Raw genomic sequence first — 23,125 nt, forward strand, 5'->3', positions numbered from 1 at the left:
ATAATAAGCACACAGCATAGATTACCAATCGGCATAAGCACTTACATAAGTACTGACATAAACAAAAACGAATAAGGATTTTACAATGGCAAAACCGACCACAGAAAACCTAACCTTACCTGACTTTCCAGTGACGATAGTACGAAAGCTTGCCGGCAACTTTATCCATGATGAAATCAATCTCCAAGAGATGATTGCCAATACTGATAAAGGGCTTATTTTGTACTTTTATCCAAAAGACAGTACGCCAGGCTGTACCACTCAAGCAACCGAATTTACTGCTCACCTCCATGAGTTTGATGATTTAGGCTATGACATTATCGGCGTCTCACGTGATAGTGATGAATCTCACGAGAAATTCATCACCAAATATGATTTAAACATTGCCCTTATCAGCGATACTGATGAAAAACTATGCCAATACTTTGACGTTATTAAAGAAAAAAATATGTACGGCAAAATAACGTTAGGGCTGGTCCGTTCAGCGTTCATCTTTAACAAAGATGGCGAGCTGACCCATGCTCAGCGAAATCTACGTGCCAAAGGCTACACTGAACGTTTGCTTGAAACCTTAGCACCTTAACCAATAAAACTAAGAGTCATAAAAAAGCATTTTAAAATAGACGCTAATAATCATTACGATAAACGCTTGATATCAGAGGCTAAAAATAGTTTTTTAATAATTTTTTAGAGCAAGCTCTTATCAGAGAAATCTCTTAAAAAACTCATCTAAAAAACAGCCCTGAATACTAAACATCTTATAACTTGAGAATCATATGAATAAACAAGCCGATACTGCAGCGGATAACACAGCATCCAAAGCTACTCGCCAAGTATCTGTTGCCGTTATCGGTGCAGGTACTGCTGGGCAAAATGCTTTTCGTCAAGCCAGTAAAACCCATGATAATGTTGTTATTATTAATGACGGATTCTGGACGACCACTTGTATTGCGGTCGGCTGTATGCCAAGCAAACTATTGATTGCCGCCGCTGATCGCGCGTATGAAGCCAATCACTCTGCTGAATTTGGCGTCCATGCCACTGTCCAGATAGATGGCAAGCAAGTCATGCAACGCGTTCGGGACGAGCGTGCTCATTTTGCTAGCTATATCAAAGCTCAAGTAGATAGCTGGCCTGATCACAAAAAAATCTCAGGACGCGCTCATATCAATAACCAAGGATTCATTGAAGTCAATGATGAGCTGATTGCCGCTGACAAAATCATCATCGCCACGGGCAGCTCTCCATTTATCCCAGATGGCTGGGCAGATAAGCTTAGTGACGCCATGCTCACCTCTGATACGATCTTTGAGCTCACAAATTTACCAAAAACAATGGCCGTCGTCGGTACAGGCGCTATCGGATTAGAGCTAGCGCAAGCCTTTAACCGCTTAGGTGTAGAAGTAACTTTGTTTAATCGTGTCAAACGTGTTGCAGGTCTCAAAGACGATGATATCAATAACAAAGCTATCGATTGCTTAAGCCGCGAATTGACCATGCATTTGGGCAGCAAAATCAGCGATGTCGGCGTGCAAACAGCCACGGATAATGACCATTCAGCCGCGTTCATTGATTATGAAGACAGTGCTGGAGAGTCGCAACAATGGCAAGGGGAGTATGTACTGGTTGCCACTGGTCGCCGCAATAATATCAAACCGCTGGGAGTCGAACATTTAGGCGTTGAGCTTGACGACAAAGATCGTCCAAAGCACTTGAATAAAAAAACAGGTCAGATTGGTGATTTAGATGTCTATATCGTTGGTGATGCCAACGCCAATCTCCCACTATTGCATGTGGCCAGTGATGAAGGCTATAGCGCTGGAAGTATGGTCTGCGAGAATGAAGACGCCGCTCATATTCGCCCGCCCGCCACGCCCTTCTCGATTGTGTTTTGCTCACCACAAATCGTTAACGTCGGCATGTCTCTACCAGACATTCAGCAGGATACAAGCTTAGAATATGTCATCGGTAGTGTCAGCTTCGACAATCAAGGACGTAGTCGCGTGATGGGCGTCAACTGTGGCCTGCTACATATCTATGGCTGTAAAAAAACTGATAGAATCTTAGGCGCAAGTATGGTGGGGCCCGATGCCGAGTATATTGGACACATTTTAGCGGCAGCGATTACCAATGATTTGAGTGTTAAGGCCATGCTCGATACGCCTTTTTATCATCCTACGATATTAGAGGGCTTACGTACCGCGTTACGCGATGTTCAACACAAAATGGCAATACCTTATCAGTATCAAGACACACAGGAAGATAGCTTTTAAGCATCAGCTCAGCTACACTTTCAAAACAAGGATGTGCCGTATTAATCATCACTCATGTTGTGTTTGGTAGCACTGACGACTTGAGGTACTTTAAAAACTCTGCATGGACCAAAAAATGGCAATCGCTAGTATTACTGATTTTTTTAAAGAGATTGTTCGTGACCTGCATACTAGCCTCTACCTTGCGCTTGGTGGCTCTGTCGATGAAGAGTCGCTTGATTGGTCGTCTCAAGCGGTAGAGCTCGCTAGTACTGCCATCAAAATCCTAATACTGCTGGCAGTGTTGGGATTTTTTTATTGGCTTGCCATTTATATCCTTAAGCAAAGTAGGACAAAAATCCGCCTGAATGAGCGCCGTACCAAGATTGTTCGTTCAGTCTTGCGTTATATTTGGATAGTTGCCAGCCTGATTGCCATTATGAGCCAGATTTACTTTGAGCCAGAGACTATCAAAGCTACTGCAAAAGCCAGTACATGGGCGGGGATTTATTATGTACTTTGGGCGTCATCTGGACAGATTATCCATAAGGTGTTACAGCATTATGGTCTCAATGCTTCTATAGAGCAGCTGCTTCAAAACATCTTGTCAGTGCTGCTATTGGTACTCGGACTTGCCAGCGTCATGGCGCAATTTGGTTTCGATATCGTCTCATTGGTCGCAGGTTTAGGGATTGTGGGTTTGGCAGTCGGTTTTGCTGCCCAATCAACGCTTGCTAATTTCATTGCAGGTATTACCATTTTACTTGAACAATCTTTCCAGGTTGGCGACTGGATTCATATCAATGACAATGAGGGTCGCGTCGTACTCATTGCGTTACGCACCACCCATATTTTGACGCGAGACAACATCACCGTCATTATTCCCAACTCTAACGTTGCCTCCTCTGAGGTGACCAATTTAACTTCCAAGAACTTCATACGTTTCGATATTCGTGTGCGTATCGCCTTTGAAGATGATGTCGATACTGCCCGCAAGGAAATTTTGCAGGTGCTTACTGACACCGATGTGGTACTTAGCCGTCCTGAAACCTCGGCCACCGTGGATGAAATTGGTGAGTATGGAGTGTTCTTTATCGTGCGTTTTTGGGTCAAGCCTGCCGCTGTCGCTCGCATGCCCAAAATTAAAGAAGGTCTAAAAGAAGATATCAAGCGTGCCTTTGATGCCGCTAATATTTCTACTCCTTACCCTCATATGCGTCTGCTTATGCCAAAGGATGTGGATTATCCTATTGCCACTAAACCTTTTGCAACTACAACGCAGGTCGTGTCAGAAACGCCACCACTGAGCAAAGCGGATAAATAAGCTCATTATATTATTTATCCCTTGAACAATTTATCCCACAATTTTTAGGCTCAAGGTTTTCATCTTTAGTATGATAAGCATGATTCTGTGAAAGATGACATTACTGAATCTCTCTTTGATAAACACCACCACTTTAAACCATCCTGCCTTGAATTATGGTAAAATCGGCGGTTAAACATCTTATTTTATGATGTGCATTACTTATCAATTTAGCCCACAGGTATCCGTATGACCGAAACAACCGCGCCCGCATCTCTAACAGCAGCTTCACCAGAATTGTCGCTTGACCTTATTATCACCTGTGCCGATGGGCTTGAGGCACCACTCCAAACTGAGCTGACAAGTTTTGGTATTGCAAGCGAAATCAAAAGTACAGGCCGTCTGGCAGTTACTGGTACTTTGCGTGACTTATATAGTATTTGTTTGTGGTCACGTGTCGCCTCGCGGGTATTAATGCTCATTAAACGCAAAAACATCAATGCCGAATACGATGTGGCTGAGCAACTTTATGGCTTGGCAAAATCGGTCAATTGGATTGAGCAGTTTAGTTTAGAGCAAACCTTTGCCATTCGTCTGTCGGTCGACAAGCGTGTCGCCGTCAGCCAACAGTTTGCGATGCTACGTATCAAAGATGCGATTGCAGATACGTTCAATGAAGTTTATGACAGCCGTCCTAACGTCGATAGTAAAAACCCAGACTTTTCTATATTTGCAACCGTGAATGATAAGCAAGCTGAGCTGTATTTAGATTTATCAGGTACCAGTTTGCATCGCCGTGGTTATCGTGTGGCAATGACTGAAGCGCCACTCAAAGAAAACTTGGCAGCGGCTCTACTATATAGTGCAGGCTGGCACAAGAAAAATGAAGCTGGCAATGCACCTTTTTATAATGCGCTAATTGATCCAATGTGTGGGTCTGGCACCTTTATTATTGAAGCACTACTCATGCATTGCGATTATGCTGTGGGTATCGATAAAGCCGCCAATCAATTTGGTTTTTACCAATGGCAGCATCATGACGATGCCTTATGGCAACAGATGATCGATGATGCCCAGACACGTTTCCGCGAAGCCTTAGCAATTGCTAATGAGCAACCAGATACATTACCGCTGATTTTGGGTTTTGATGCCGATAGTGGCGCGATTTTAGCAACAGAGAAAAACCTGATTGCCGCAGGTTTGCAAGATTTACTCCCATTACTTGATCTTGAGACGCGTGCGCTTGACCAGCTGAGCACTATTTTGAAGCCATTGGTCGATGACGGTCGATTGAGCAATCCTCTAATCATCACCAACCCACCTTATGGTGAGCGTTTGGGTGACGAAGAGATGATTAAGCCGTTATATCAGGCGATTGGGCTTATTTTGCAAGACAGCTTTGCTGGTAGCGGCGTCGATCCGATGCTTGGCATATTGGCATCTAATGTTGAGCAAGTTGATATCTTACCTATCAAAGAACCAAAAACCTTACGCTGTCATAATGGTGCTATCACCGTTTATTTCCGCTACGGTACGTTGATTGCGGGACAAACGGGCAATCTCGTTAGTCGCTTCGAAAAACGTGAGATTGAAGTAGAAGAGGGACAAGACTTTATCAACCGCTTGCAAAAAAACCTGTCCAAGCTGAAGAAGTTGGCTAAAAAAGACAAGGTCAGTAATTTGCGCGTTTACAATGCTGACTTGCCCGACTTCAAAGTCGCCGTCGATTTATATGGCGACTATGTGCACGTGCAAGAATATGCGCCACCAAAAACCATTCCACCTGAGACGGCTAAAAAACGCTTCAACTTGGCATTAATGGGTATTCGTGAAGTTTTTGGTATTAACCGTGAACAAATATTTATCAAGACCCGTGCACGCCAGTCTGGTAATGACCAATATAGCAAACAGAACACCACAGAAAAGCGTGGTAAATTCCACGTTGCACGTGAAGATGGTGCTTATTTTTACGTCAACTTTACGGACTATTTAGATACGGGTTTGTTCATTGATCACCGTAATATGCGTGCCCGTATCAAAGACAACAGTCGTAATAAATCTGTACTGAACTTATTTGCTTATACGTGTACTGCAAGTGTGCATGCGGCGCTTGCTGGCGCGAAAAAAGTCACTAGCGTTGACTTGTCACAGAACTATCTAGACTGGGGCAAGCAAAACTTTGTATTAAATGGTCTGGACGTTAGCCGCAATAAATATCAATTCGTCGCAGCCGATATCTTTGAATGGATTAAAGACAATACTGAACAATTTGATATCATCTTTATCGATCCACCGACTTTTTCGAATTCGAAAAAGTTCCAAGGTACCTTTGATGTGCAGCGCGACCACTCTGCCCTCATTAATCGTGCGATGAACCGCTTGACCTCTGACGGGATTTTGTATTTTTCAAATAACTTTACCCGCTTTGAGCTCGATGAGCAGTTAACTGAGCGTTATGAAATTATTGATATCACGCAAAAAACCATTGGTTTTGATTTTGATATTAAAAAGCCTATTCATCAAAGCTTTGAGATTCGTCATCGTCAGGGCTGATAATTTAAGTTTATGGATGGATATGAAGGTTAACCACCGCATTTAGATGCCATCTTTTATAGTCAATCTTGTCATACACATAACAATGACCCAATCGGCTTTGATTGGGTCATTTTTTGTTGTTATGATAGAGCGTCATTAAGCAATCGTTTTGCAGCTATAGTCAGAGCACTTTTAAACCGCTACGGTGTTACCCGCCCTAGATGTACTCAGTGTACTATCTGCGGTCGGTCGCCTTGTAGCGATTCTAAAATTCCTTGACTATATAATTTTTCGACCAGTTCAATCCCACTATCGATTTTGCTACTTTAGCTTACGTCTGATAGCTTGCATTGCTATTGCTTTTATTGCCCCTCTCCCTACTCTAATAACCTTTTACTTTAATAATAAGGACAATCCCATGGCTTTATCACTTAATAAAGGCGGTAACTTATCGCTCACCAAGACTGATCCAAATTTAACCAAGCTGCTTATCGGTCTTGGTTGGGATGAACGCGCAACTTCTGGTGCTGAGTTTGATTTGGATGCCAGTGTGTTTTTACTGAATACGGCAGGTAAAGTACGCGGCGACCATGACTTCATTTTCTATAACCAGCTTAAGTCTGATAATGGCGCGGTTGAGCATACTGGTGATAACCGCACTGGCGAAGGTGATGGAGATGATGAAGTCGTTAAAGTAAATCTGACTCAAGTACCTGCTGATGTGGATAAAATTGTCGTCACTGTCACTATTCATGATGCGGCGGCTCGTAGTCAAAACTTTGGTCAAGTTGCCAATGCCTTTATTCGTGTCGTGAATGAAGAGACAGGCACTGAAGTGGTACGTTTTGATTTGGCAGAAGATTACTCTGTTGAAACAGCCATGGTATTTGGCGAAGTCTATCGTCACAACGGTGAATGGAAATTCCGTGCCGTTGGTCAAGGCTATTCAGGCGGCTTGCAAGCCATGTGTCAACAGTATGGCGTTGTTATCTAATTTGATAACTTATTCATGCTTAGACTACTATATGACAATTAAACTCAAAATATAAAGCAAGTATTAGCCCTCTATTTGTACTCACCATTAGCAATGATAATGGCTGTAAAATATGGTTGCAAAATAGTCACAATTATTCATAGCTAAATGACTAGTAATGCTTTATGTTTCGTTTAGAATTATGCAAAAAAAGTGGTTAGCGATAACCGCTTTTTTTGTGGTTTGTGCCTATAGTAGGCCGACCTTAGCTTTATGCAACCAGACAGGATGTGTCATGAGACATTTTTATTTAGACTTTATTTTCACCGCCATCGCCCTAGCGGTCGCGGCATGGTGGGGATATTCACATGGCGGTATGGGCGGTATGATAACCACCCTATCTATTACTGCTATTTTGGCCGTCATGGAGATTTCATTATCGTTTGATAATGCGGTGGTCAACGCCTCAGTCCTTAAAGGCTGGGACGAGTTTTGGAAAAAGATATTTTTAACGGTGGGTATTTTAATCGCCGTCTTTGGTATGCGCTTGGTATTCCCTATTGTTATCGTCGCTGTTACTGCCGACCTTGGTATGATGCAAGTAATCGATCTGGCTTTGAACGATCCTAAAGAATACTCAGCCAGACTATTGGCGCATCATGCCGAAATCTCAGCATTTGGTGGTATTTTCTTATTACTGGTTTTCTTAAACTTCATCTTTGATGAAAAAGAAGTACACTGGTTCGATTGGCTTGAAAGCCGTCTGGCAAAATTAGGCAAAGTCGATGCCATGAGCGTGTTTGTCGCGCTTATCGTCTTGATGATTGCCGTATCATTTGCCAAGCCTGAGCAATCAGCTGCGGTCCTAATCGCTGGCGTATGGGGTATCTTAGTTTACCTTGGCGTACAAGTGGTCTCTGGTATGTTAGAGGGTGATCTTGAAGAAGAATTAGACGCTCAAGGTAATAGTACTGGTGCTGCAACTAGCGCGATTATGAAAGGTGGTATTATCGGTTTCTTATATCTAGAAGTCCTTGATGCCTCATTCAGTTTCGATGGTGTGATTGGCGCATTTGCGATTACTAATGACGTAATCGTTATTATGCTAGGTCTGGCTATTGGTGCGATGTTTGTACGTTCGATGACTATCTTCTTGGTCGACAAAGGCACCCTTGATGAATATGTCTATCTTGAGCATGGCGCGCATTATGCTATCGGTGCTTTAGCTATCATCATGCTGCTATCAGTGAAATTCCATGTACCAGAGCTTATCACTGGTCTGATTGGTATTACCTTTATTGGTTGGGCGTTTGTTGCTTCACTCAATTATCGTAAGCGAGAAGCCAAATCAATTACTTGATGCTCGTTCGATGTTAAAAAACCAAGCAAAAATTTTCAATATCAAACAGTATAAAGTGGATAGATAAAGTTAGTTTAAAAATAGACGGGTTGTACCAAAGCAGTTGGTATGACCCGTTTTTGCTTTAAAGCACTTATTTGACACCCGTTGAATAAGTGCTTTTTTATGTTGCACTGCCTGACGATCTAATTTACTTTTTGATAACAACACCTTAACGACTGTTGCTCGGACGGTTAAAAAGTATCAGACTTGCAGCATTGATATGTCCCTTAGTAATCATATCGTAATCACACAAAATACGCCTTGCTTAGTAAGCAATCGCTTAGTATAGTAAATCGTAATGATATGCAGGGCGTGGCATACGAGTAAATTTATTCATTGTTTGCATTTATATATCGACCACTGCACTATTTTAGTTTATTTTTTTATCATTCAATCCACTCAATTATTAATCAAAAGGATATTTATATGGCTATTAGCTTAACAAAAGGCGGCAACGTAAACTTATCAAAAGAAGCGCCGGGTTTAACCAATATTACAGTCGGTCTTGGCTGGGATCCACGTGCTACTGATGGTCAAGAGTTTGACTTAGATGCAATTGGCTTTTTGGTCAATGAAGCGGGCAAAGTACGTAATGACCAAGATTTCATCTTTTTTAACAACTTAAAGTCAGACAATGGCGCGGTTGAGCACACAGGTGATAACCGTACTGGTGAAGGCGACGGCGATGATGAAAAAATCAAAATCAATCTTGCTAGCATTCCAGCTGACGTGAGCAAAGTCGCTATCTGTGCGATTATTTATGAAGGTCAAAGCCGCAATCAAAACTTTGGTCAAGTGGGTGACGCTTACATCCGTGTTGTTAATGACAATGGTGATGCTGAAATCGCACGTTATGACTTATCAGAAGACGGTAGCACCGAAACCGCGATGATTTTTGGTGAATTATATCGCCATAGTGGTGACTGGAAATTCCGTGCCGTCGGTCAAGGCTTCAGCGGTGGTCTTGGACCATTAGCGGCTTCTTATGGCGTTAATGTTTAAGAGCTGACTAACATTTAGCGCTAATAATATAAGCCCGAAAAGCCATCAAGTGTGCCCTACTATCGCATTTGATGGCTTTAAAAGTAATAGGCTAGCGAAAATCTATGGTGAAGCCGACTTACAGACATGACTTACAAACATATAGAATACTGATATAAGGATTCGCACCCTATGACCGCCACGTTTAGCTTGATCGGTACCATTGAACCATTTCTTCATTGTAATCTCAAAAAAGGCGACTCCATCTATTGTGAAGCCAATGCAATGGTGATGATGGAATCAAACCTTGAACTAAAAGGTAAGCTGCAAGGCGGGCTAATGCAATCACTCATGCGTCGTTTTGCCAACGACGAGTCACTATTTCAACAGCAAATCGAAGCAGTCAATGGTGAAGGCGATTGTTTACTTGCGCCAACGCTCGATGGTGATATGCAAATCATTGATTGCGGTGCACAGCAATATACGCTAAGCGATGGCGCATTTGTCGCGGCGCAAACGGGTGTCGATGTGAAGGCTAAGATTCAACGTAATCTAGGTGGCGCCGTCTTTGGTGATACTGGTGGCTTTATGGTGATGCAGACGCAAGGTCAAGGTCAGGTAGTGGTATCGGGTTTTGGCTCATTGTTTGAGATTGATGTCGAACCTGGTAAAGACGTCATCATTGATAACGGTCATGTGGTCTGTTGGGACTCGCGTTTGGAATACAAACTCTCAGTCGCCACCAGTAAGAAAAAAGGCTTCATGGGCAATATTATCAATTCGGTCACCAGTGGCGAAGGTATGGTTTTAAACTTCTCAGGCTCAGGCAAAGTCATTATCTGCTCTCGTAATCGTGATAGCTACCAAGGCTGGCTACAGAGCATCTTAGGGACTAGCTCCGGCGGTCGCGGCGGCAATAGCGGCTTACTTGGCAATATCTTATAGCTATTATTATGTTTTTAAAGCTGTATGTTACAACGACTCCTCGTCATCATAGACTTTATTTAACCCTCTACTCACAATTACTATAACACTGTAGTATAAGGAATATCACATGGCAGTTAGTTTACAAAAAGGTCAGAAAATCTCCCTAAGCAAAGAAGCGGGCGGCGAGCTTACCCAAATAAAACTGGGTCTAGGCTGGGACGTTGCTCAAAACCCTCAAGATAAAAAAGGTGGGTTCTTGGGCAAATTATTTGGTGGTGGTAGCGGCGGCGACTCGATTGACTTAGATGCCTCGTGCATCATGTTTGATACCAATAAACAAGCCATCGATGCGATTTGGTTCAGTCAGCTGAAATCAAAAGATGGCAGTATCGTTCATACTGGTGATAACCGCACTGGCGACGGCGATGGTGACGACGAAGTTATCAATGTCGATCTTTCAAGAATCCCTGCCAATGTCGTCTCTCTCGTATTTACCGTCAATAGTTTCACTGGTCAAACCTTTGAAACGGTAGAAAATGCATTTTGTCGTATCGTCAATGCCAATAACAATCAGGAAGTCGCGCGCTACAATTTATCAGCGCAAGGTGGGCATACGGCGATGATTATGGCAAAAGTCTATCGCCATAATAATGAGTGGAAAATGCATGCTATCGGTGAAACGGCTTCTGGTCGCACCTTCCATGATTTGATGCCTGCTATTACACCGCATGCGTAATGGATTCAAGGCTTTATCTAGATTAGCTTTCATCCGTTAAAGTAAAACATTGAAACAACGTCATTGAAAAAAGCCAGCCCATCTAATAATAGATGGACTGGCTTTTTTACATTACAGAATACTCTTAAAGCGGTTATTTACTACCACGTTTCCAGCTAAAGCCCCAATTAAAGGCTTTGTCCATCTCTTGATGCCCTTTGAAGTATTGATTGATACGCTCGACGTTGATACTACCTTGCTGGTTGACCAAACGCGCGATGGCACACATTGGTAGATTACCCGTACCTTCTGTCAAACGCGTTTCAATCGGGGGTTGGTCGGGCACATGAATGGTCACGACACCATCTGTTTGCGCCCAATTGGGTGCGCCTTCATAAATGAAAGCAAAAATAAAGACTTCTTCTATCTGCGACCACTGCTGACCGTTGATATCTAGCCACTCACCGCCGCTCACCTGTCCCGTTCTATCATCAGCACGCAAACAAACGTAAGGCGCTGATGTTAAGCTACCAAAGCGATTACCCAAAGCTTGAATCAAGGTTTTTTCACCATTTTTTAGATGAATCATCGCCCCAACATCAAGGTCAATACCGCCCGCTTTATGTTGTTTGAAAAGATCGCCTAACAAGCCTTTTTTGGGTGCTTGCTGATTGGCAGTCGGATTTTGGTTCCAGTTTAAGTTAACAGAGATTTTACCAAAGTCATCACGTTTCTTTAGGTTGATGCTAGACTGATTTTTGGTTAAAGTGATTTTGCTTAGGTTAATTGACGGATTTGGAGAAGCTGTAGGAATTGGCGGCGGCGTGCTTGTTTGAGGTGCACTACCTGCTTTCTGCGTATTGATGGGCTGAGCTTGACCTTGTGACTGGTCTTGTACAGGGCTTTGAGCGGGCGCTTCATCAGCAATTTCAACACCAAAATGCTCAGACAAAGGCTTCAGCCCCCCTTCAAAACCTTGGGCGATAAAACGGAACTTCCAGCTACCTTGGCGGCGATAACATTCCGCTAAAATAATGGCTTTTTCATTACGTCCGGCAGCACTTAACTGACAAGTCATCAGCACTTGGCTGCCTTGCAATACCTGAATATCGACATCGCCAACTTGAGCAAGCGTCTGCGCACTAGAAAACGCTAATGCTATCTTCTCGATATTTGCAGGCTGCGCAGGTAAATTAATATCAAAAAAACCATCGCTATCATGACCACGGAAACTCACACTGCCATCATCGCTACGTGTCTGCCCATAAAATATCATGTCGCCATCGCCGCGTACTTTACCGTCAGTTGTCAGTCGATATGCCGCGCAATCGACCGCACTTTGGCTTAAAATACGAATGCTAATATGATCTGTTGGCAGTGGCGCATTGGCACCAGCAATCAGTTGTTGAGGTTGGATTTGGCTCATCATACATCCTTTGAATTATTTATTATGTGCGTGTGTTTGTTATGCTAATAATTGTCATATAGTAGCATGGATGGCCGCTGACTTTTAAAGCGTACGACCGTTCAATAACGTGCCAATGACCCTAAAAAATATTTTTACAAATCCTTCATGCTATTTTGTCAGCAGCATTTATAACGCTTAGCATTTGTATATAATAGCCCCTACTATTAGCAATATTACGGCTTGCTTATATTCCTGATGGTGTTGCGATGACGATAGTGAATTATTCAATTATATCTAAAACCTACGATAATGCTGAGAGAATTATGAAAACCCCTGCTAACGAAAGCCCTCATACAACGTCGATTGCCGCGCCATCTGCCGTTTGGTTAGCTGAAGGTCAGTCAAGCCAGCGTGATATGTTAGCCAGCCTGCAAACATTAAAAGCCCAATCTGATACGCCTTTTAACATCATCGCTTCACACCGCCATAATAGACCTGAGATTTTTGAATTTGCCGATAGCATTTACCGTGAGCCTTCTGCAAGCGCTGCAGATAGCGATGAGCAAGCAATGCTCGAACCTGTTGAGCCATTGATGCCGCGTTGGCAGTTTGTCTTACAGCAAGCCAAAAACAATAACGTTAAAGTGTTACTGACTGGACGCAATGGCATTGATTATGAAGCCCACCGTGAGACATTTGACGCGGCTGGCATTCGTTTATTGACTGGCGCGACAAGTGTGGCGGCGTTAGAAGCGATAGATGATAAGTTTGCCTTTATGCAGCAGTGTCATGAGCATGATATTCCCGTGGCAGAAGCGTGGCGCTTTGATAATGTCGCAGAGCTTGAGGCGTTACTTGCTACGTACGGTCATCAGCCTTTATGCGTTAAACCGGTTACGGGTATTTTTGCCCAAGGTTTTTGGCGCTTAGGCAAAGTTCAAGATGCGGACAAAGAAGCAAGCGAGCCATACGATAGCTTTGAGCATTTATACTTTACCGAAGAGAAAAAAATCAATACCATGCAATTTATTAATGCCTATGCAAACAGTGTCATGGTGCGTGAGCGCCCTATTCCTATGTTGCTGATGCCTTATTTATCAGGGCAAGAATACTCTATCGATGTCGTTTGCGAATATGGTGAAGTATTGGCTGCCATCACCCGTTATAAAACGGGGAAAATTCAGCATATCGGCTATGAGCAATCAGTCATGGATGTGGTTATTCCACTGATTAAAGCCTTTGGCTGCGATGGTATCGTCAGCGTGCAAACCAAGGCCGATGATGACGGGCAGCACCGTGTGCTTGAAATTAACAGTCGCCCCTCTGGTGGCATCGATTACACCACCCATAGCGGGGTCGATTTAACCCAAGTTGGATTTGGCTATTGGCTGAGCTTAACCGATAAACCAAAACTTGAGGATATTGCACAGCAAATCATTCCCTGCCAAGTACGCTCAATTATGGTTAGCGTAAAGATTGAAGAAGATGCTAGCGAGTAAGTAAAAACAATGAAATAAAAAATCGGCAGTAATAAATCGGCAGTAATAAATCGGCGGTCAAAATCGACGGCAACCGAATATATTCAACAAGAGGCAGGCGATGACAGCACAAACCACGTTAGTGTTAGGGGCAAATACGGTTATCGCCCAATCGAATTGTTCGGTCGCTTTTGCGACGACAAATCAGCTAAAGTTTGGCGAGCAGCTTGGACTATTATGGCTGCCTTTAGATGAGCATCGTAAAGCGGCTTGTAGCCCTGCTTATCTGCATGAACCGAAAGAGTGGGCGCAGCTCAATAGCAAGGATAACCCAAACGCATGGCAATTGGATTTGCCTGCATTATTTGATAAACAAGGGGTAAGCTTTTTACAATTGATTGCTTATGTTTATCATGAGCCAAGCCTCAACTTACCCGCTGTCGAATTAAGCAAAGTAAATTTAACGCTAAACAATGGCGATATTCGTTATGAATTTATCGCAAGTGAGCGCCATGTTAAAGCAGCGATCATATTAGAAATATATCGGCGCAATGGACAATTTAAATGCCGCGCCCTTGGTGAAAGCTCTACGCAAGGGCTGGCAAGCCTAGAGCATCATGTGCAAATTAGCCTCGATATGCGTCCGCCAGATACGCACGCCCTTATCCAAGATGCTCAACGTGCGCAGCAGGATTATCCTAACAGTGATACGCGCCCACCAAGACACGTTCAGTCTGGTGAAACTTGGACAGGGACGGCTTTTGCTATTGACCCTTATCATCTATTGACTTGCTATCATGTCATTGAGTCGGCGGCAATGATTGGAATTCGACAACAAGGTCAGCCTGATCGTGAGGCGCAAGTGGTGCTTAGCGATATCGGTAGTGATTCAGCCATTATTAGAGTAAGCGAGCCGCTGCCAAGTTATTTACCCTTAGCACAGCGTTGTACTGATAATTTAGGTGAAACCATTACGACTTTAGGGTTTCCATTATCAGGATTGAGCAGCCAACTACAAGTAACGCAAGGCTGTATCTCAGGACTGACGGGGTTTGGTGATGATATTCGCTATATGCAATTTACCGCGCCCATTCAACCCGGTTCTAGTGGCAGCCCTTTATTACTACCGACTGGCGAAGTTATCGGGATGGTGACGTCTAGCCTCGTCCACGAGCATGCACAAAATATGAACTATGCGGTGAAATTTCAGTTATTATCCGCCCTACTCGCGAGCGCTGGAATGAGTTTAGATAACTTATCTGAGTCCTCTAGCATGTCACACACGACAGCTGCCACGCTGACCACACCGCAATTGAGTAAGCAAAGTCGCGGTGCTTTGTGGTTAGTAGGATGTCAGGGTTAAGTAGTCATTACAACGATATAAAAAATTGAAATAGTCACTTTAAGAAAGTGTATTAAGGAAAATAAATGCCCGCTAAACTCAAAAGTATAGCCGTACTTATTGATGCCGATAACGCCTCAGCAAAGAATATTGATTATATTTTGCAAGAGATAGAGAATATTGGACATATCACTTGTAAAAAAATCTATGGCGACTGGGGCAATGCACATATTCAGAGCTGGCAAGAAGCATTACTTAAATATGCAATCGACCCTATGCAACATTTCGCTTATGTAAAAGGCAAAAACGCCACTGATATCGGCATGGTTATCGAAGCCATGGATTTACTTTATAGTAACAATTACGATGGTTTTTGTCTGATATCAAGTGATAGTGATTTTACTTCACTGGCGCTACGTATTCGTAAAAACCATGTAAAAGTATTTGGCTTTGGCAAACGCAATACGGTTAGCGCGTTTTCACAGGCTTGTGATAAATTCTTTTATGTAGAGGGTTTGCTAGGTGCTCAAAAGAAGGTTCAAAACGCAATCAATCCTCCTGCTTATAATAGCAACAAACTAACTCAACACAATAATGCTAAAACGAACAGTAAAACAGTAGCTGCTTGGAATGAGAGACGTCTAAAATCTGATACCAAGCTACTCAATAGTTTACGTACTTCTATTATCGACCATCCTAAAGCAGATGCAAAATGCTGGGTGAATATCGGCGCAGTAAATAGTCTAATGCAAGAAAACCATCCAGAATTTGATTCAAAAAATTATGGTTATCCGAAAATCACTACTCTGATTAAAAAAATTGATTTATTTGAAACCAAAATCGAAAAATCGACATTCTATGTACGCATTAATAATGGTAGAAAGACACCAGTACCACTTGCATCTAATCAAAAACATCCCACTTGGACAACTGAAAACTTACAAAAGCAAACCCATTTAATAAGGGTACTTAATCAACTTATCAAAGGAGACCCAAATTCTGATAAAGGTTGGTCAAATACTTCTTATCTTGCCAGTCAAATTAAACAAAACTATAAAAATATAAACCTAGATAAATATGGATATAAGAAATTTTCTGACCTGATTGTAGCCATAGATTTGTATGAAACACGCAAAAATGATAGTGCTTTATCTATAAAAATAAAGACTAAAAACAATACTTTAGAACCCACTATCAATATTAAAAAACCTAAGATAGGGTTTCCAATTATTAATGCTGAGCTTAATAATGATAATTCTGCACAAACTATTCCTGATGAGCATACAACTGTTACTGTCTATTCTAGCAGTCAAACTGATATAAGGTTATTTTGTATGAACTCTAAAGAGGAGAGCAAGGGTGCTAAAGACATTATTCATACTGACAATCGACATAGTAAAGACTGTTCTATTTTACTGACTCGTAAAGAGAAAAATGGAATTTCTAAATCAATTTTTATTTGTAATTTACATAAACAAGGAAAAGATACTGACCGACTTATTTTTGCAGTTATCAGTAAATTCAATAATACTTTTAGTAAGAACTGTCCAAACATTGAATTAACTATAAGTAATCGCCATAAAAGCATGTTGTTTTCCGAAGAGTTTAATGTTCAGAATAAAACTGGCAAAAACCTATTACTATTCACATTGGATCGAATTGGAAATGGTTGGCAGTTTTCACCACGAAACACAGTAATTAGTAGCGACTTACGAGAACTTTGCCATATACCGGATAGCCTTAAACTATGACCCATAATAATGTAGCACTTAATACTATGTATAAACGCAGCATCACCCTACCACGTGGCACTCTTGATTTAACCTATCAAACCAATTCAGCCACTGCAAAAGATGGAATAGAACAAAGCAATCACTATCAATTAGAAGACTTGCTTGGATTTGCGCAGCGCATTAATCCTAAACGCGCATTTTTGTTTGTCTCAAAAGTATTAGGTCGTCATGTTCCAGTGGCTCCTAGTACCATGCGTCATGCTTTTACTGACTTGGCGAATTTGGTTCCTAGCGATTTGCCTGAGCCGATTTTAGTCATCGGTATGGCAGAGACGGCGGTTGGCTTATCGGCCGGTGTGCACCAAGCGCTGCAAACGCGTTATCCCAATGCCTTACTATTGAACTCTACGCGTCATGCGCAACATGATGACAATAAAAACAGTAGCAGCGACTCTTTATTAACCACTTTCAGCGAAGATCACAGTCATGCCAGCCAGCATCTCATTTATCAAAGTGCAGATACAGTGACCCAAGCGCAATTACTAGCGAGCAAGACCTTGATTATGGTGGATGATGAAGCATCGACGGGCAATACTTGCGTCAATGTCGTCACTGCCCTTCGTAACGCAGGACTTGACCAACTAGAGCAAGTACATCTTACCACTTTGGTTGATTGGTCTTTAAACCAGAATCAGAATGCAGCCGATACAAATGAAGCTGTGTCTGACCAAATCGCAAAACGCCTGCCCAATATCCACTTTCAACGTCATCATCTACTGTCTGGTGCATGGACTTGGACGGATGCGCCCAATCCCGAACCGATAACGATGCCATCGGTTGATACAACTGAAGCAGGCAGTCAGTCTCTAGGTAATACTGGTAATTGGGGACGTTTCCCCACTCTAGATAGCACCGATGGGTTTGATCATTATCTTTTGAGGTTTCAAACTGCCTTTAACGTTTTTAACAAGCAAGCTCAACCTGAGAAAGAGCCGTTTGATAAAGAACAGTTGCCACAGCGTATCTTAGTATTGGGCAGTAATGAGTTTGTTTGGTTGCCGTTTTTATTGGCGGAATGGCTTGCGCAACATACGCATATAGAGAATAGTAAGAATACGGTTAATTTTAGTGCGTTGACCCGCTCACCGATTGCGCTTGGTGGCGCAATTACTTCGATGCTAAGTTTTAATGATAATTATGGGCTTGGTATGACCAACTTTGCGTATAACGTTACACCTAGCGATTGGGATTTGATTGTCTTGTGTGTGGAAACGTCCGCTGATAGCGTTGATGCTATGTGGAAAGGTTTGAATAATGTATTGGTGGTGAGTCCGACGCTGTAAATTATTTTATAAGAACTGTCCCATTAAAACCACCATCTAAATCCCGCTCTGCTTTTCACATTCAACCCTTACGGAAACCTTTATGACCAGCCCATTCTTTCAAGCCAAGCCTGATATTCTCAAGCCTTACGCGCTAATGGATTTGGACGATACGCTCTTTCAAACTCAGCGTAAAATTGACGCATGGGACTTACCCACCACTGAAACTGAAAACTTAGTTTGCGCAACCGTTAACAAACAAGGCGAGCCATTAAGTTTTATGAGTCGGCGCCAAGCCACGTTTTTTAACTGGCTACTTGTTAGCACTGATCTAATCGTAGTGACGGCACGTGACCGTAGTGAAATCCAGCGCGTTAAACTGCCTTTTGACAGTTGGCAAGTTTTGACTCATGGCGCGATTATTCTTGATGAAGACGGGGCATTACAAACCCAGTGGCAACAGCATATGTATAGTAAGCTTGCTCCATTGCAAGAAAAATTGCAGCAGCTGAGCCAGCTATTCGCGAATCACAGCAAAAATGACAGTAGCCAGCTGGTCTTTACACCGCATATCGATAGCTTTAGTAATGGCGCTGATAATAAAGAATTAACCATTTATCTGGCTATCAAACATGCGCAAAAAGACCATCAAGCATTAGTAGATCTCGCTGCAAAACTGCCAACGTTAATACGAGACTTTGAGCAGGATTTTTATGTGCACGTGAATGCTAATAATCTAGCGATATTGCCGCACGCAGTTCATAAGCGCCATGCGGTACAGTTCTTGTTAGCTAATCATTTAGACAGTCAGCGACCAAGTTTTGGATTTGGTGACAGTCTGGCAGATTTACCATTTTTACAGCTGCTTGACTGGTATGGTATGCCCAATCATGGTCAGTTACATGAACGACTTAGCGCTCAATCATTCTAAACACTTAATCTCTCCTAAATAAAAACAATAATCGCCGCCGTTTATAGAAGTAGAAATTATTTTATGACCCATCATATAACAAACCCTAATATTCAAAAATTAGAAGCATATGGCTCAGGCAGCTATCTTGCCAGTGATGTGACCGTACTGCTCGATATCGTCGCTAAAAACGCGGTCGCCGATGTGCCAGTCAGTCAAAAAGAAGCGCTCATCCAAAGTGGGCAACGTCATTATTCTGATATGTTGACCTTGGAGCAAGCGCCTACTGCTATGCATGAGCAGCTATATACGCAAGCATTAGAGCAAGGAGCTGAGAGGACTGCCGCTGATATTGCTAATTTGGCTTATACGCTACATCATCTTTTTCAAAAATCTCGAAATGAGCATACCGTTAGTAATGAGCGCCCGCTAGTCTTAGTCAGTTTGGTGCGCGCAGGTTTGCCAGTTGGCGTTTTGTTGCAGCGTGCGTTAGCAGACGTTAATAGCAGCTATGCTTTGCCGAGCGTACATTATGGTATCAGCATCATTCGCGACCGCGGACTTGATCCAGTTGCGTTACAAATGATATTGAATGCTCATCCACACAGTCCTATCGTATTTGTTGACGGTTGGACGGGCAAAGGCGCGATTTATCAAGAGCTTGCTCATAGTTTAGAAAAATTTAGCGATCCTAACCATGCAAACTTTGCCAATATCTTTCATCAAGGCGCAGGTGTTATTCCCTTATTAACGCTGGCTGATCCAGCTGGCGTTGCTTGGCTCGCAGCTAGCATCGATGACTGGCTAATTCCTTCAGGGCTATTAAATAGCACGGTGTCGGGGCTTATATCACGTAGCTTATATACCGAGCCAGCATTAGGGCTACACCGCAGCGTGTTTTATGATAACTTAATTGAGGTCGACCATAGCTTAGCTTTCATCACTCATATCGATGCAGCGCGCCGTGCATTAGCCCCACCTTTGCAATGCTTGCCGACGTTTCAGCAGCCGCGCTATCAGACAGCTGCTTTAATCGACAAGCTGGCAGCAGACTACGCTATCACCAATCGTAACCGCATTAAGCCAACGATTGCAGAGGCAACACGGGCGATATTACGCCGTGACCCTGAACGCATACTATTAGCCAGCGCTGATCATCCTGATACCATACTGCTAAGACATTTATGTGCCCAGCGAAATATCATTATGAGTGTATTAGGTGATAAAATACATCCCTATCAAGCCATCACGCTTATCAAGCAACGTACCGAAGACCATTAATCATTGCTACACTCGCGGTTTTTATAAAACAGACCCGTCTCAAACTCAAAGTAGCGAAAGAAAAAAGTACAAGTACTCACTCTTGTCGGCTAAACGAATTTGACATTACCAAACGTATTTTTGGGTTTGCGGTCATTGCTGCTAAGCCATATTACTTGATGATACTTCTTAGATTTTATAACCATTCACTTATCACTATTGATGATGCCAATTATGTCAGATATGCAAAACAACGAGTCTACTCTTTATCAAAACACCCAGTCTTACGCTCACCTTATTACTGAGCGTCATGCGATGCTAAAACCACATGCGCATCACCCGTATCAGTTGGGAGCTAGCCTATACATGCCAGCAACTCGCCAAGATATTTGGCAAGTCATTAAGCGTGATAAATTACCAACGATTAATAGTATTATCATCTGCCTAGAAGATGCGGTTAGCCATAATGATGTTGAGCTGGCACTTGAGCGCTTGCAAACGTTGCTGCATACATGGGCGACGCATGTCGATAGCATCAATGACCCATCAAAACATGCCGATATTCAGATTGAGCAACCAACACGCCCGCTGGTATTTATACGCCCGCGTCATCCAGCGATGTTAGAGCAGCTCTCAGGTTTTGCCCATATCGATTTGATTGATGGCTTTGTCATGCCAAAAGTCGATATGTATAGCCTATCCAATTGGCGTATGGCCTGTCAAAATCTGAGTACTGAGCAACTATTGATGCCGACGCTTGAGACCGCAGCCCTATTTAATCCGCATCATAATCAGGAATTGGCCATTGGTTTTAAAGAAGCCTTTAGCCAGCCTGTATTTGCCTTGCGTATCGGTGGCAATGATTTGTTTGCAGCATTGCGTTTGCGCCGTCCCAAAAACAGCATCGTTTATGATACTCCTATCGGCACCCTTGCCTATCAGCTGCTCGGCTGCTTTGTGCCGCATGGCTTTTATTTAACAGCGCCTGTCTTTGAATATTTGGATCAGCCAACACTATTTATGCAAGAGCTAACCCGCGATGTTAGCTTAGGATTGGTCGGCAAAACGGTCATTCATCCAAGCCAAATTGCGCTGGTGCAACAGGCCTATTGTGTACCATTGAGCATTTTAGATGAAGCACAAGCAATCTTGCATAGCGAGGCAAAAGCGGTGTTTAAATATAACAATACTATGCTAGAGCCTGCTACCCATCGCGCTTGGGCAACAGAAATCGTCAATCGTGCCGAGGCATGTGGCACTCTTGATGACGGTAATAATGACTATACGGCACGGTTATAAATAAAAATCTTAAGGTTAATAGGACATGTCCTCAATCTGAACGAAAGCGCCTAAATGGGCTAAAAATGATTACGTGCCCTAATTTCAAATCAATGTTTCCAATTAATATTTTAAATGCACTCTTTTACATGCACTCAATAAAAAAGCCGTTATTACATTCAAGATAACGGCTTTTTTTAGCACAAAGGTTCCATTACTCTATTATTATTAAAACGATGCCTTATTTAAGGCTATTTCAAGACCAACTCAAAACTAGACACAGTCCGCTAAAAAGGTGTTAATTACTCGATTGACCTGCTCAGGCTCTTCTACGGTTGCGGTATGACCAGCGCCCTTGATTACTGCTAATTTAGACCCTGCAATCGCAAAATGCATACGTTCAGCCTTTGAATAAGGGGTTGCTGTGTCCTCATCACCGACCACAATTAATGTCGGCACCGTAATACTCCCTAGCTGATCGTAGGTGCCTGCCCGCTCAATGACGCCCATCGTTGCCTTAATGACTCCACCTTTGCGATTGCCTTGTAGCATCGTTAACCACTGCTTACGATCAGACTTACGCAACTTATCTGTCAAAAAAGTATTGCCAAACATAATAGGCATGACCTTGTTACTCACGCGTTTGAGACCCAACCAACGAATGGCTTTGACCAGCTTACGATACTGCGGCACGTTTTTGGGATCTTCAGGATCAGCAGAAGTCTCTAACAGGGTAAGCGACAGCAATAACTCAGGGCGTTTGAGTGCGACACGCTGGGCGACAAACCCACCCATCGACAACCCTAACAAATGGCATTTATGAATATCTAGCGCCTCTAATAATGCCAATGTATCCTCGGTTAAGGTTTCCATATCATAGCCAGACTTGGTTATTTCAGACTGACCTTGTCCTCGAAAATCAAACGTAATACAGCGATAACCAGCTTTGAAATACTCAACTTGCTTGTCAAATAGGTGTGTATTCCACAGCAGACCGTGGGCAAATACCATGACGGGTTTTTGCTTATCATTTGGCGCGCTGTCTTCATAATAAAGTTCAACATTATTGACATGAATAATTGGCATAACCACTTCCTTGTTTGCTAAATTAGAGATATCAGCATCTCATTGAGGATTCACGTATTTTGATAAGCAAGTCCCTGACACAGGTTTTAGCATAATCTATTAAAAGCTCAGTGAATAGCGATTTTATCAATCACAAGTTTGCACCTCTTAGTTTACTAAAAGCTCGTACCCCCATTTGAAAATTTGACCAACGTTTAGATATGTCTTAAGCGCGCACAGA

At 42.7% G+C, this 23,125-nt stretch carries 18 protein-coding genes; 16 read left to right on the plus strand and 2 right to left on the minus strand.

Annotation, left to right across the window (positions count from 1 at the left end; translation table 11 throughout):
* Positions 1-85: 85 nt before the first annotated feature.
* The 9 genes from JMX95_RS04285 (at position 86) to JMX95_RS04325 (ending at position 11,109) form a co-directional block, all read left to right on the plus strand.
* Complete coding sequence (locus JMX95_RS04285; RefSeq protein ID WP_201554252.1) at positions 86-583, plus strand: peroxiredoxin; 498 nt, start codon at positions 86-88, stop codon at positions 581-583.
* A gap of 193 nt (positions 584-776) precedes the next feature.
* Positions 777-2,273 carry a dihydrolipoyl dehydrogenase gene (locus tag JMX95_RS04290; RefSeq protein ID WP_201560082.1) on the plus strand — a complete coding sequence of 499 codons (1,497 nt, stop codon included), beginning with the start codon at positions 777-779 and terminating at the stop codon, positions 2,271-2,273.
* Positions 2,274-2,388: 115 nt separating this feature from the next.
* Complete coding sequence (locus JMX95_RS04295) at positions 2,389-3,576, plus strand: mechanosensitive ion channel family protein (protein WP_226950312.1); 1,188 nt, start codon at positions 2,389-2,391, stop codon at positions 3,574-3,576.
* A gap of 228 nt (positions 3,577-3,804) precedes the next feature.
* Positions 3,805-6,108, plus strand: a complete 2,304-nt coding sequence (rlmKL, locus tag JMX95_RS04300) for a bifunctional 23S rRNA (guanine(2069)-N(7))-methyltransferase RlmK/23S rRNA (guanine(2445)-N(2))-methyltransferase RlmL (RefSeq protein WP_201560083.1) — start codon at positions 3,805-3,807, stop codon at positions 6,106-6,108.
* Positions 6,109-6,508: 400 nt separating this feature from the next.
* The gene (locus tag JMX95_RS04305) at positions 6,509-7,084 is read left to right on the plus strand and encodes a TerD family protein (RefSeq protein ID WP_055123872.1); all 576 of its coding nucleotides are present in this window, start codon (positions 6,509-6,511) and stop codon (positions 7,082-7,084) included.
* Between the two features lie 274 nt (positions 7,085-7,358).
* On the plus strand, positions 7,359-8,423 hold the full coding sequence (locus JMX95_RS04310; RefSeq protein WP_045445375.1) for a DUF475 domain-containing protein: 1,065 nt from the start codon (positions 7,359-7,361) through the stop codon (positions 8,421-8,423).
* A 468-nt stretch (positions 8,424-8,891) separates the two neighbouring features.
* Positions 8,892-9,467, plus strand: coding sequence for a TerD family protein (locus tag JMX95_RS04315; RefSeq protein WP_045445372.1), 576 nt, complete (start codon positions 8,892-8,894; stop codon positions 9,465-9,467).
* Between the two features lie 171 nt (positions 9,468-9,638).
* Positions 9,639-10,391, plus strand: coding sequence for a TIGR00266 family protein (locus JMX95_RS04320; RefSeq protein ID WP_109589145.1), 753 nt, complete (start codon positions 9,639-9,641; stop codon positions 10,389-10,391).
* A gap of 109 nt (positions 10,392-10,500) precedes the next feature.
* Complete coding sequence (locus JMX95_RS04325) at positions 10,501-11,109, plus strand: TerD family protein (protein WP_201560084.1); 609 nt, start codon at positions 10,501-10,503, stop codon at positions 11,107-11,109.
* Positions 11,110-11,242: 133 nt separating this feature from the next.
* Here JMX95_RS04325 and JMX95_RS04330 read toward each other — a convergent pair whose 3' ends face one another.
* Positions 11,243-12,514 (minus strand): TerD family protein, encoded by a 1,272-nt coding sequence (locus JMX95_RS04330; protein WP_201560085.1) that lies wholly within the window; start codon positions 12,512-12,514, stop codon positions 11,243-11,245.
* Between the two features lie 305 nt (positions 12,515-12,819).
* Between JMX95_RS04330 and JMX95_RS04335 the strand changes: the two genes are divergently transcribed.
* The 7 genes from JMX95_RS04335 (at position 12,820) to JMX95_RS04365 (ending at position 21,840) form a co-directional block, all read left to right on the plus strand.
* Positions 12,820-13,995 (plus strand): ATP-grasp domain-containing protein, encoded by a 1,176-nt coding sequence (locus JMX95_RS04335; protein WP_201560086.1) that lies wholly within the window; start codon positions 12,820-12,822, stop codon positions 13,993-13,995.
* A gap of 100 nt (positions 13,996-14,095) precedes the next feature.
* Positions 14,096-15,337 (plus strand): trypsin-like peptidase domain-containing protein, encoded by a 1,242-nt coding sequence (locus JMX95_RS04340; RefSeq protein ID WP_201560087.1) that lies wholly within the window; start codon positions 14,096-14,098, stop codon positions 15,335-15,337.
* A 65-nt stretch (positions 15,338-15,402) separates the two neighbouring features.
* The gene (locus JMX95_RS04345) at positions 15,403-17,067 is read left to right on the plus strand and encodes an NYN domain-containing protein (RefSeq protein ID WP_201560088.1); all 1,665 of its coding nucleotides are present in this window, start codon (positions 15,403-15,405) and stop codon (positions 17,065-17,067) included.
* Positions 17,064-18,392: a phosphoribosyltransferase domain-containing protein gene (locus JMX95_RS04350; RefSeq protein ID WP_227675961.1), complete on the plus strand. Its 1,329-nt coding sequence runs from the start codon at positions 17,064-17,066 to the stop codon at positions 18,390-18,392. Before JMX95_RS04345 ends, JMX95_RS04350 begins: the two co-directional genes overlap by 4 nt.
* A gap of 82 nt (positions 18,393-18,474) precedes the next feature.
* Positions 18,475-19,302 carry an HAD hydrolase family protein gene (locus JMX95_RS04355; RefSeq protein WP_201560089.1) on the plus strand — a complete coding sequence of 276 codons (828 nt, stop codon included), beginning with the start codon at positions 18,475-18,477 and terminating at the stop codon, positions 19,300-19,302.
* A 63-nt stretch (positions 19,303-19,365) separates the two neighbouring features.
* The gene (locus JMX95_RS04360) at positions 19,366-20,562 is read left to right on the plus strand and encodes a cysteine protease StiP domain-containing protein (RefSeq protein WP_201560090.1); all 1,197 of its coding nucleotides are present in this window, start codon (positions 19,366-19,368) and stop codon (positions 20,560-20,562) included.
* 213 nt (positions 20,563-20,775) lie between these two features.
* A complete protein-coding gene (locus tag JMX95_RS04365) occupies positions 20,776-21,840 on the plus strand; it encodes an HpcH/HpaI aldolase/citrate lyase family protein (RefSeq protein ID WP_083475641.1) in 1,065 nt (354 codons plus the stop codon).
* Positions 21,841-22,092: 252 nt separating this feature from the next.
* On the opposite strand, the gene JMX95_RS04370 is transcribed toward JMX95_RS04365, so the two are convergent.
* Positions 22,093-22,905, minus strand: coding sequence for an alpha/beta fold hydrolase (locus JMX95_RS04370; RefSeq protein WP_201560091.1), 813 nt, complete (start codon positions 22,903-22,905; stop codon positions 22,093-22,095).
* Positions 22,906-23,125 lie beyond the last annotated feature (220 nt).

The sequence above is a fragment of the Psychrobacter sp. NC44 genome (assembly GCF_904846655.1).
GTDB lineage: Bacteria > Pseudomonadota > Gammaproteobacteria > Pseudomonadales > Moraxellaceae > Psychrobacter.

Excerpts from the sequence above, each read along its gene's own strand:
- JMX95_RS04285 (WP_201554252.1), top strand. The coding sequence starts at position 86 with ATGGCAAAACCGACCACAGAAAACCTAACCTTACCTGACTTTCCAGTG.
- JMX95_RS04290 (WP_201560082.1), top strand. The coding sequence starts at position 777 with ATGAATAAACAAGCCGATACTGCAGCGGATAACACAGCATCCAAAGCT.
- JMX95_RS04365 (WP_083475641.1), top strand. The coding sequence starts at position 20,776 with ATGTCAGATATGCAAAACAACGAGTCTACTCTTTATCAAAACACCCAG.
- JMX95_RS04345 (WP_201560088.1), top strand. The coding sequence starts at position 15,403 with ATGCCCGCTAAACTCAAAAGTATAGCCGTACTTATTGATGCCGATAAC.
- JMX95_RS04360 (WP_201560090.1), top strand. The coding sequence starts at position 19,366 with ATGACCCATCATATAACAAACCCTAATATTCAAAAATTAGAAGCATAT.
- JMX95_RS04340 (WP_201560087.1), top strand. The coding sequence starts at position 14,096 with ATGACAGCACAAACCACGTTAGTGTTAGGGGCAAATACGGTTATCGCC.
- JMX95_RS04315 (WP_045445372.1), top strand. The coding sequence starts at position 8,892 with ATGGCTATTAGCTTAACAAAAGGCGGCAACGTAAACTTATCAAAAGAA.
- JMX95_RS04330 (WP_201560085.1), bottom strand. The coding sequence starts at position 12,514 with ATGAGCCAAATCCAACCTCAACAACTGATTGCTGGTGCCAATGCGCCA.
- JMX95_RS04325 (WP_201560084.1), top strand. The coding sequence starts at position 10,501 with ATGGCAGTTAGTTTACAAAAAGGTCAGAAAATCTCCCTAAGCAAAGAA.
- JMX95_RS04310 (WP_045445375.1), top strand. The coding sequence starts at position 7,359 with ATGAGACATTTTTATTTAGACTTTATTTTCACCGCCATCGCCCTAGCG.
- JMX95_RS04305 (WP_055123872.1), top strand. The coding sequence starts at position 6,509 with ATGGCTTTATCACTTAATAAAGGCGGTAACTTATCGCTCACCAAGACT.
- JMX95_RS04295 (WP_226950312.1), top strand. The coding sequence starts at position 2,389 with ATGGCAATCGCTAGTATTACTGATTTTTTTAAAGAGATTGTTCGTGAC.
- JMX95_RS04355 (WP_201560089.1), top strand. The coding sequence starts at position 18,475 with ATGACCAGCCCATTCTTTCAAGCCAAGCCTGATATTCTCAAGCCTTAC.
- JMX95_RS04370 (WP_201560091.1), bottom strand. The coding sequence starts at position 22,905 with ATGCCAATTATTCATGTCAATAATGTTGAACTTTATTATGAAGACAGC.
- JMX95_RS04335 (WP_201560086.1), top strand. The coding sequence starts at position 12,820 with ATGAAAACCCCTGCTAACGAAAGCCCTCATACAACGTCGATTGCCGCG.
- JMX95_RS04320 (WP_109589145.1), top strand. The coding sequence starts at position 9,639 with ATGACCGCCACGTTTAGCTTGATCGGTACCATTGAACCATTTCTTCAT.
- JMX95_RS04350 (WP_227675961.1), top strand. The coding sequence starts at position 17,064 with ATGACCCATAATAATGTAGCACTTAATACTATGTATAAACGCAGCATC.
- rlmKL (WP_201560083.1), top strand. The coding sequence starts at position 3,805 with ATGACCGAAACAACCGCGCCCGCATCTCTAACAGCAGCTTCACCAGAA.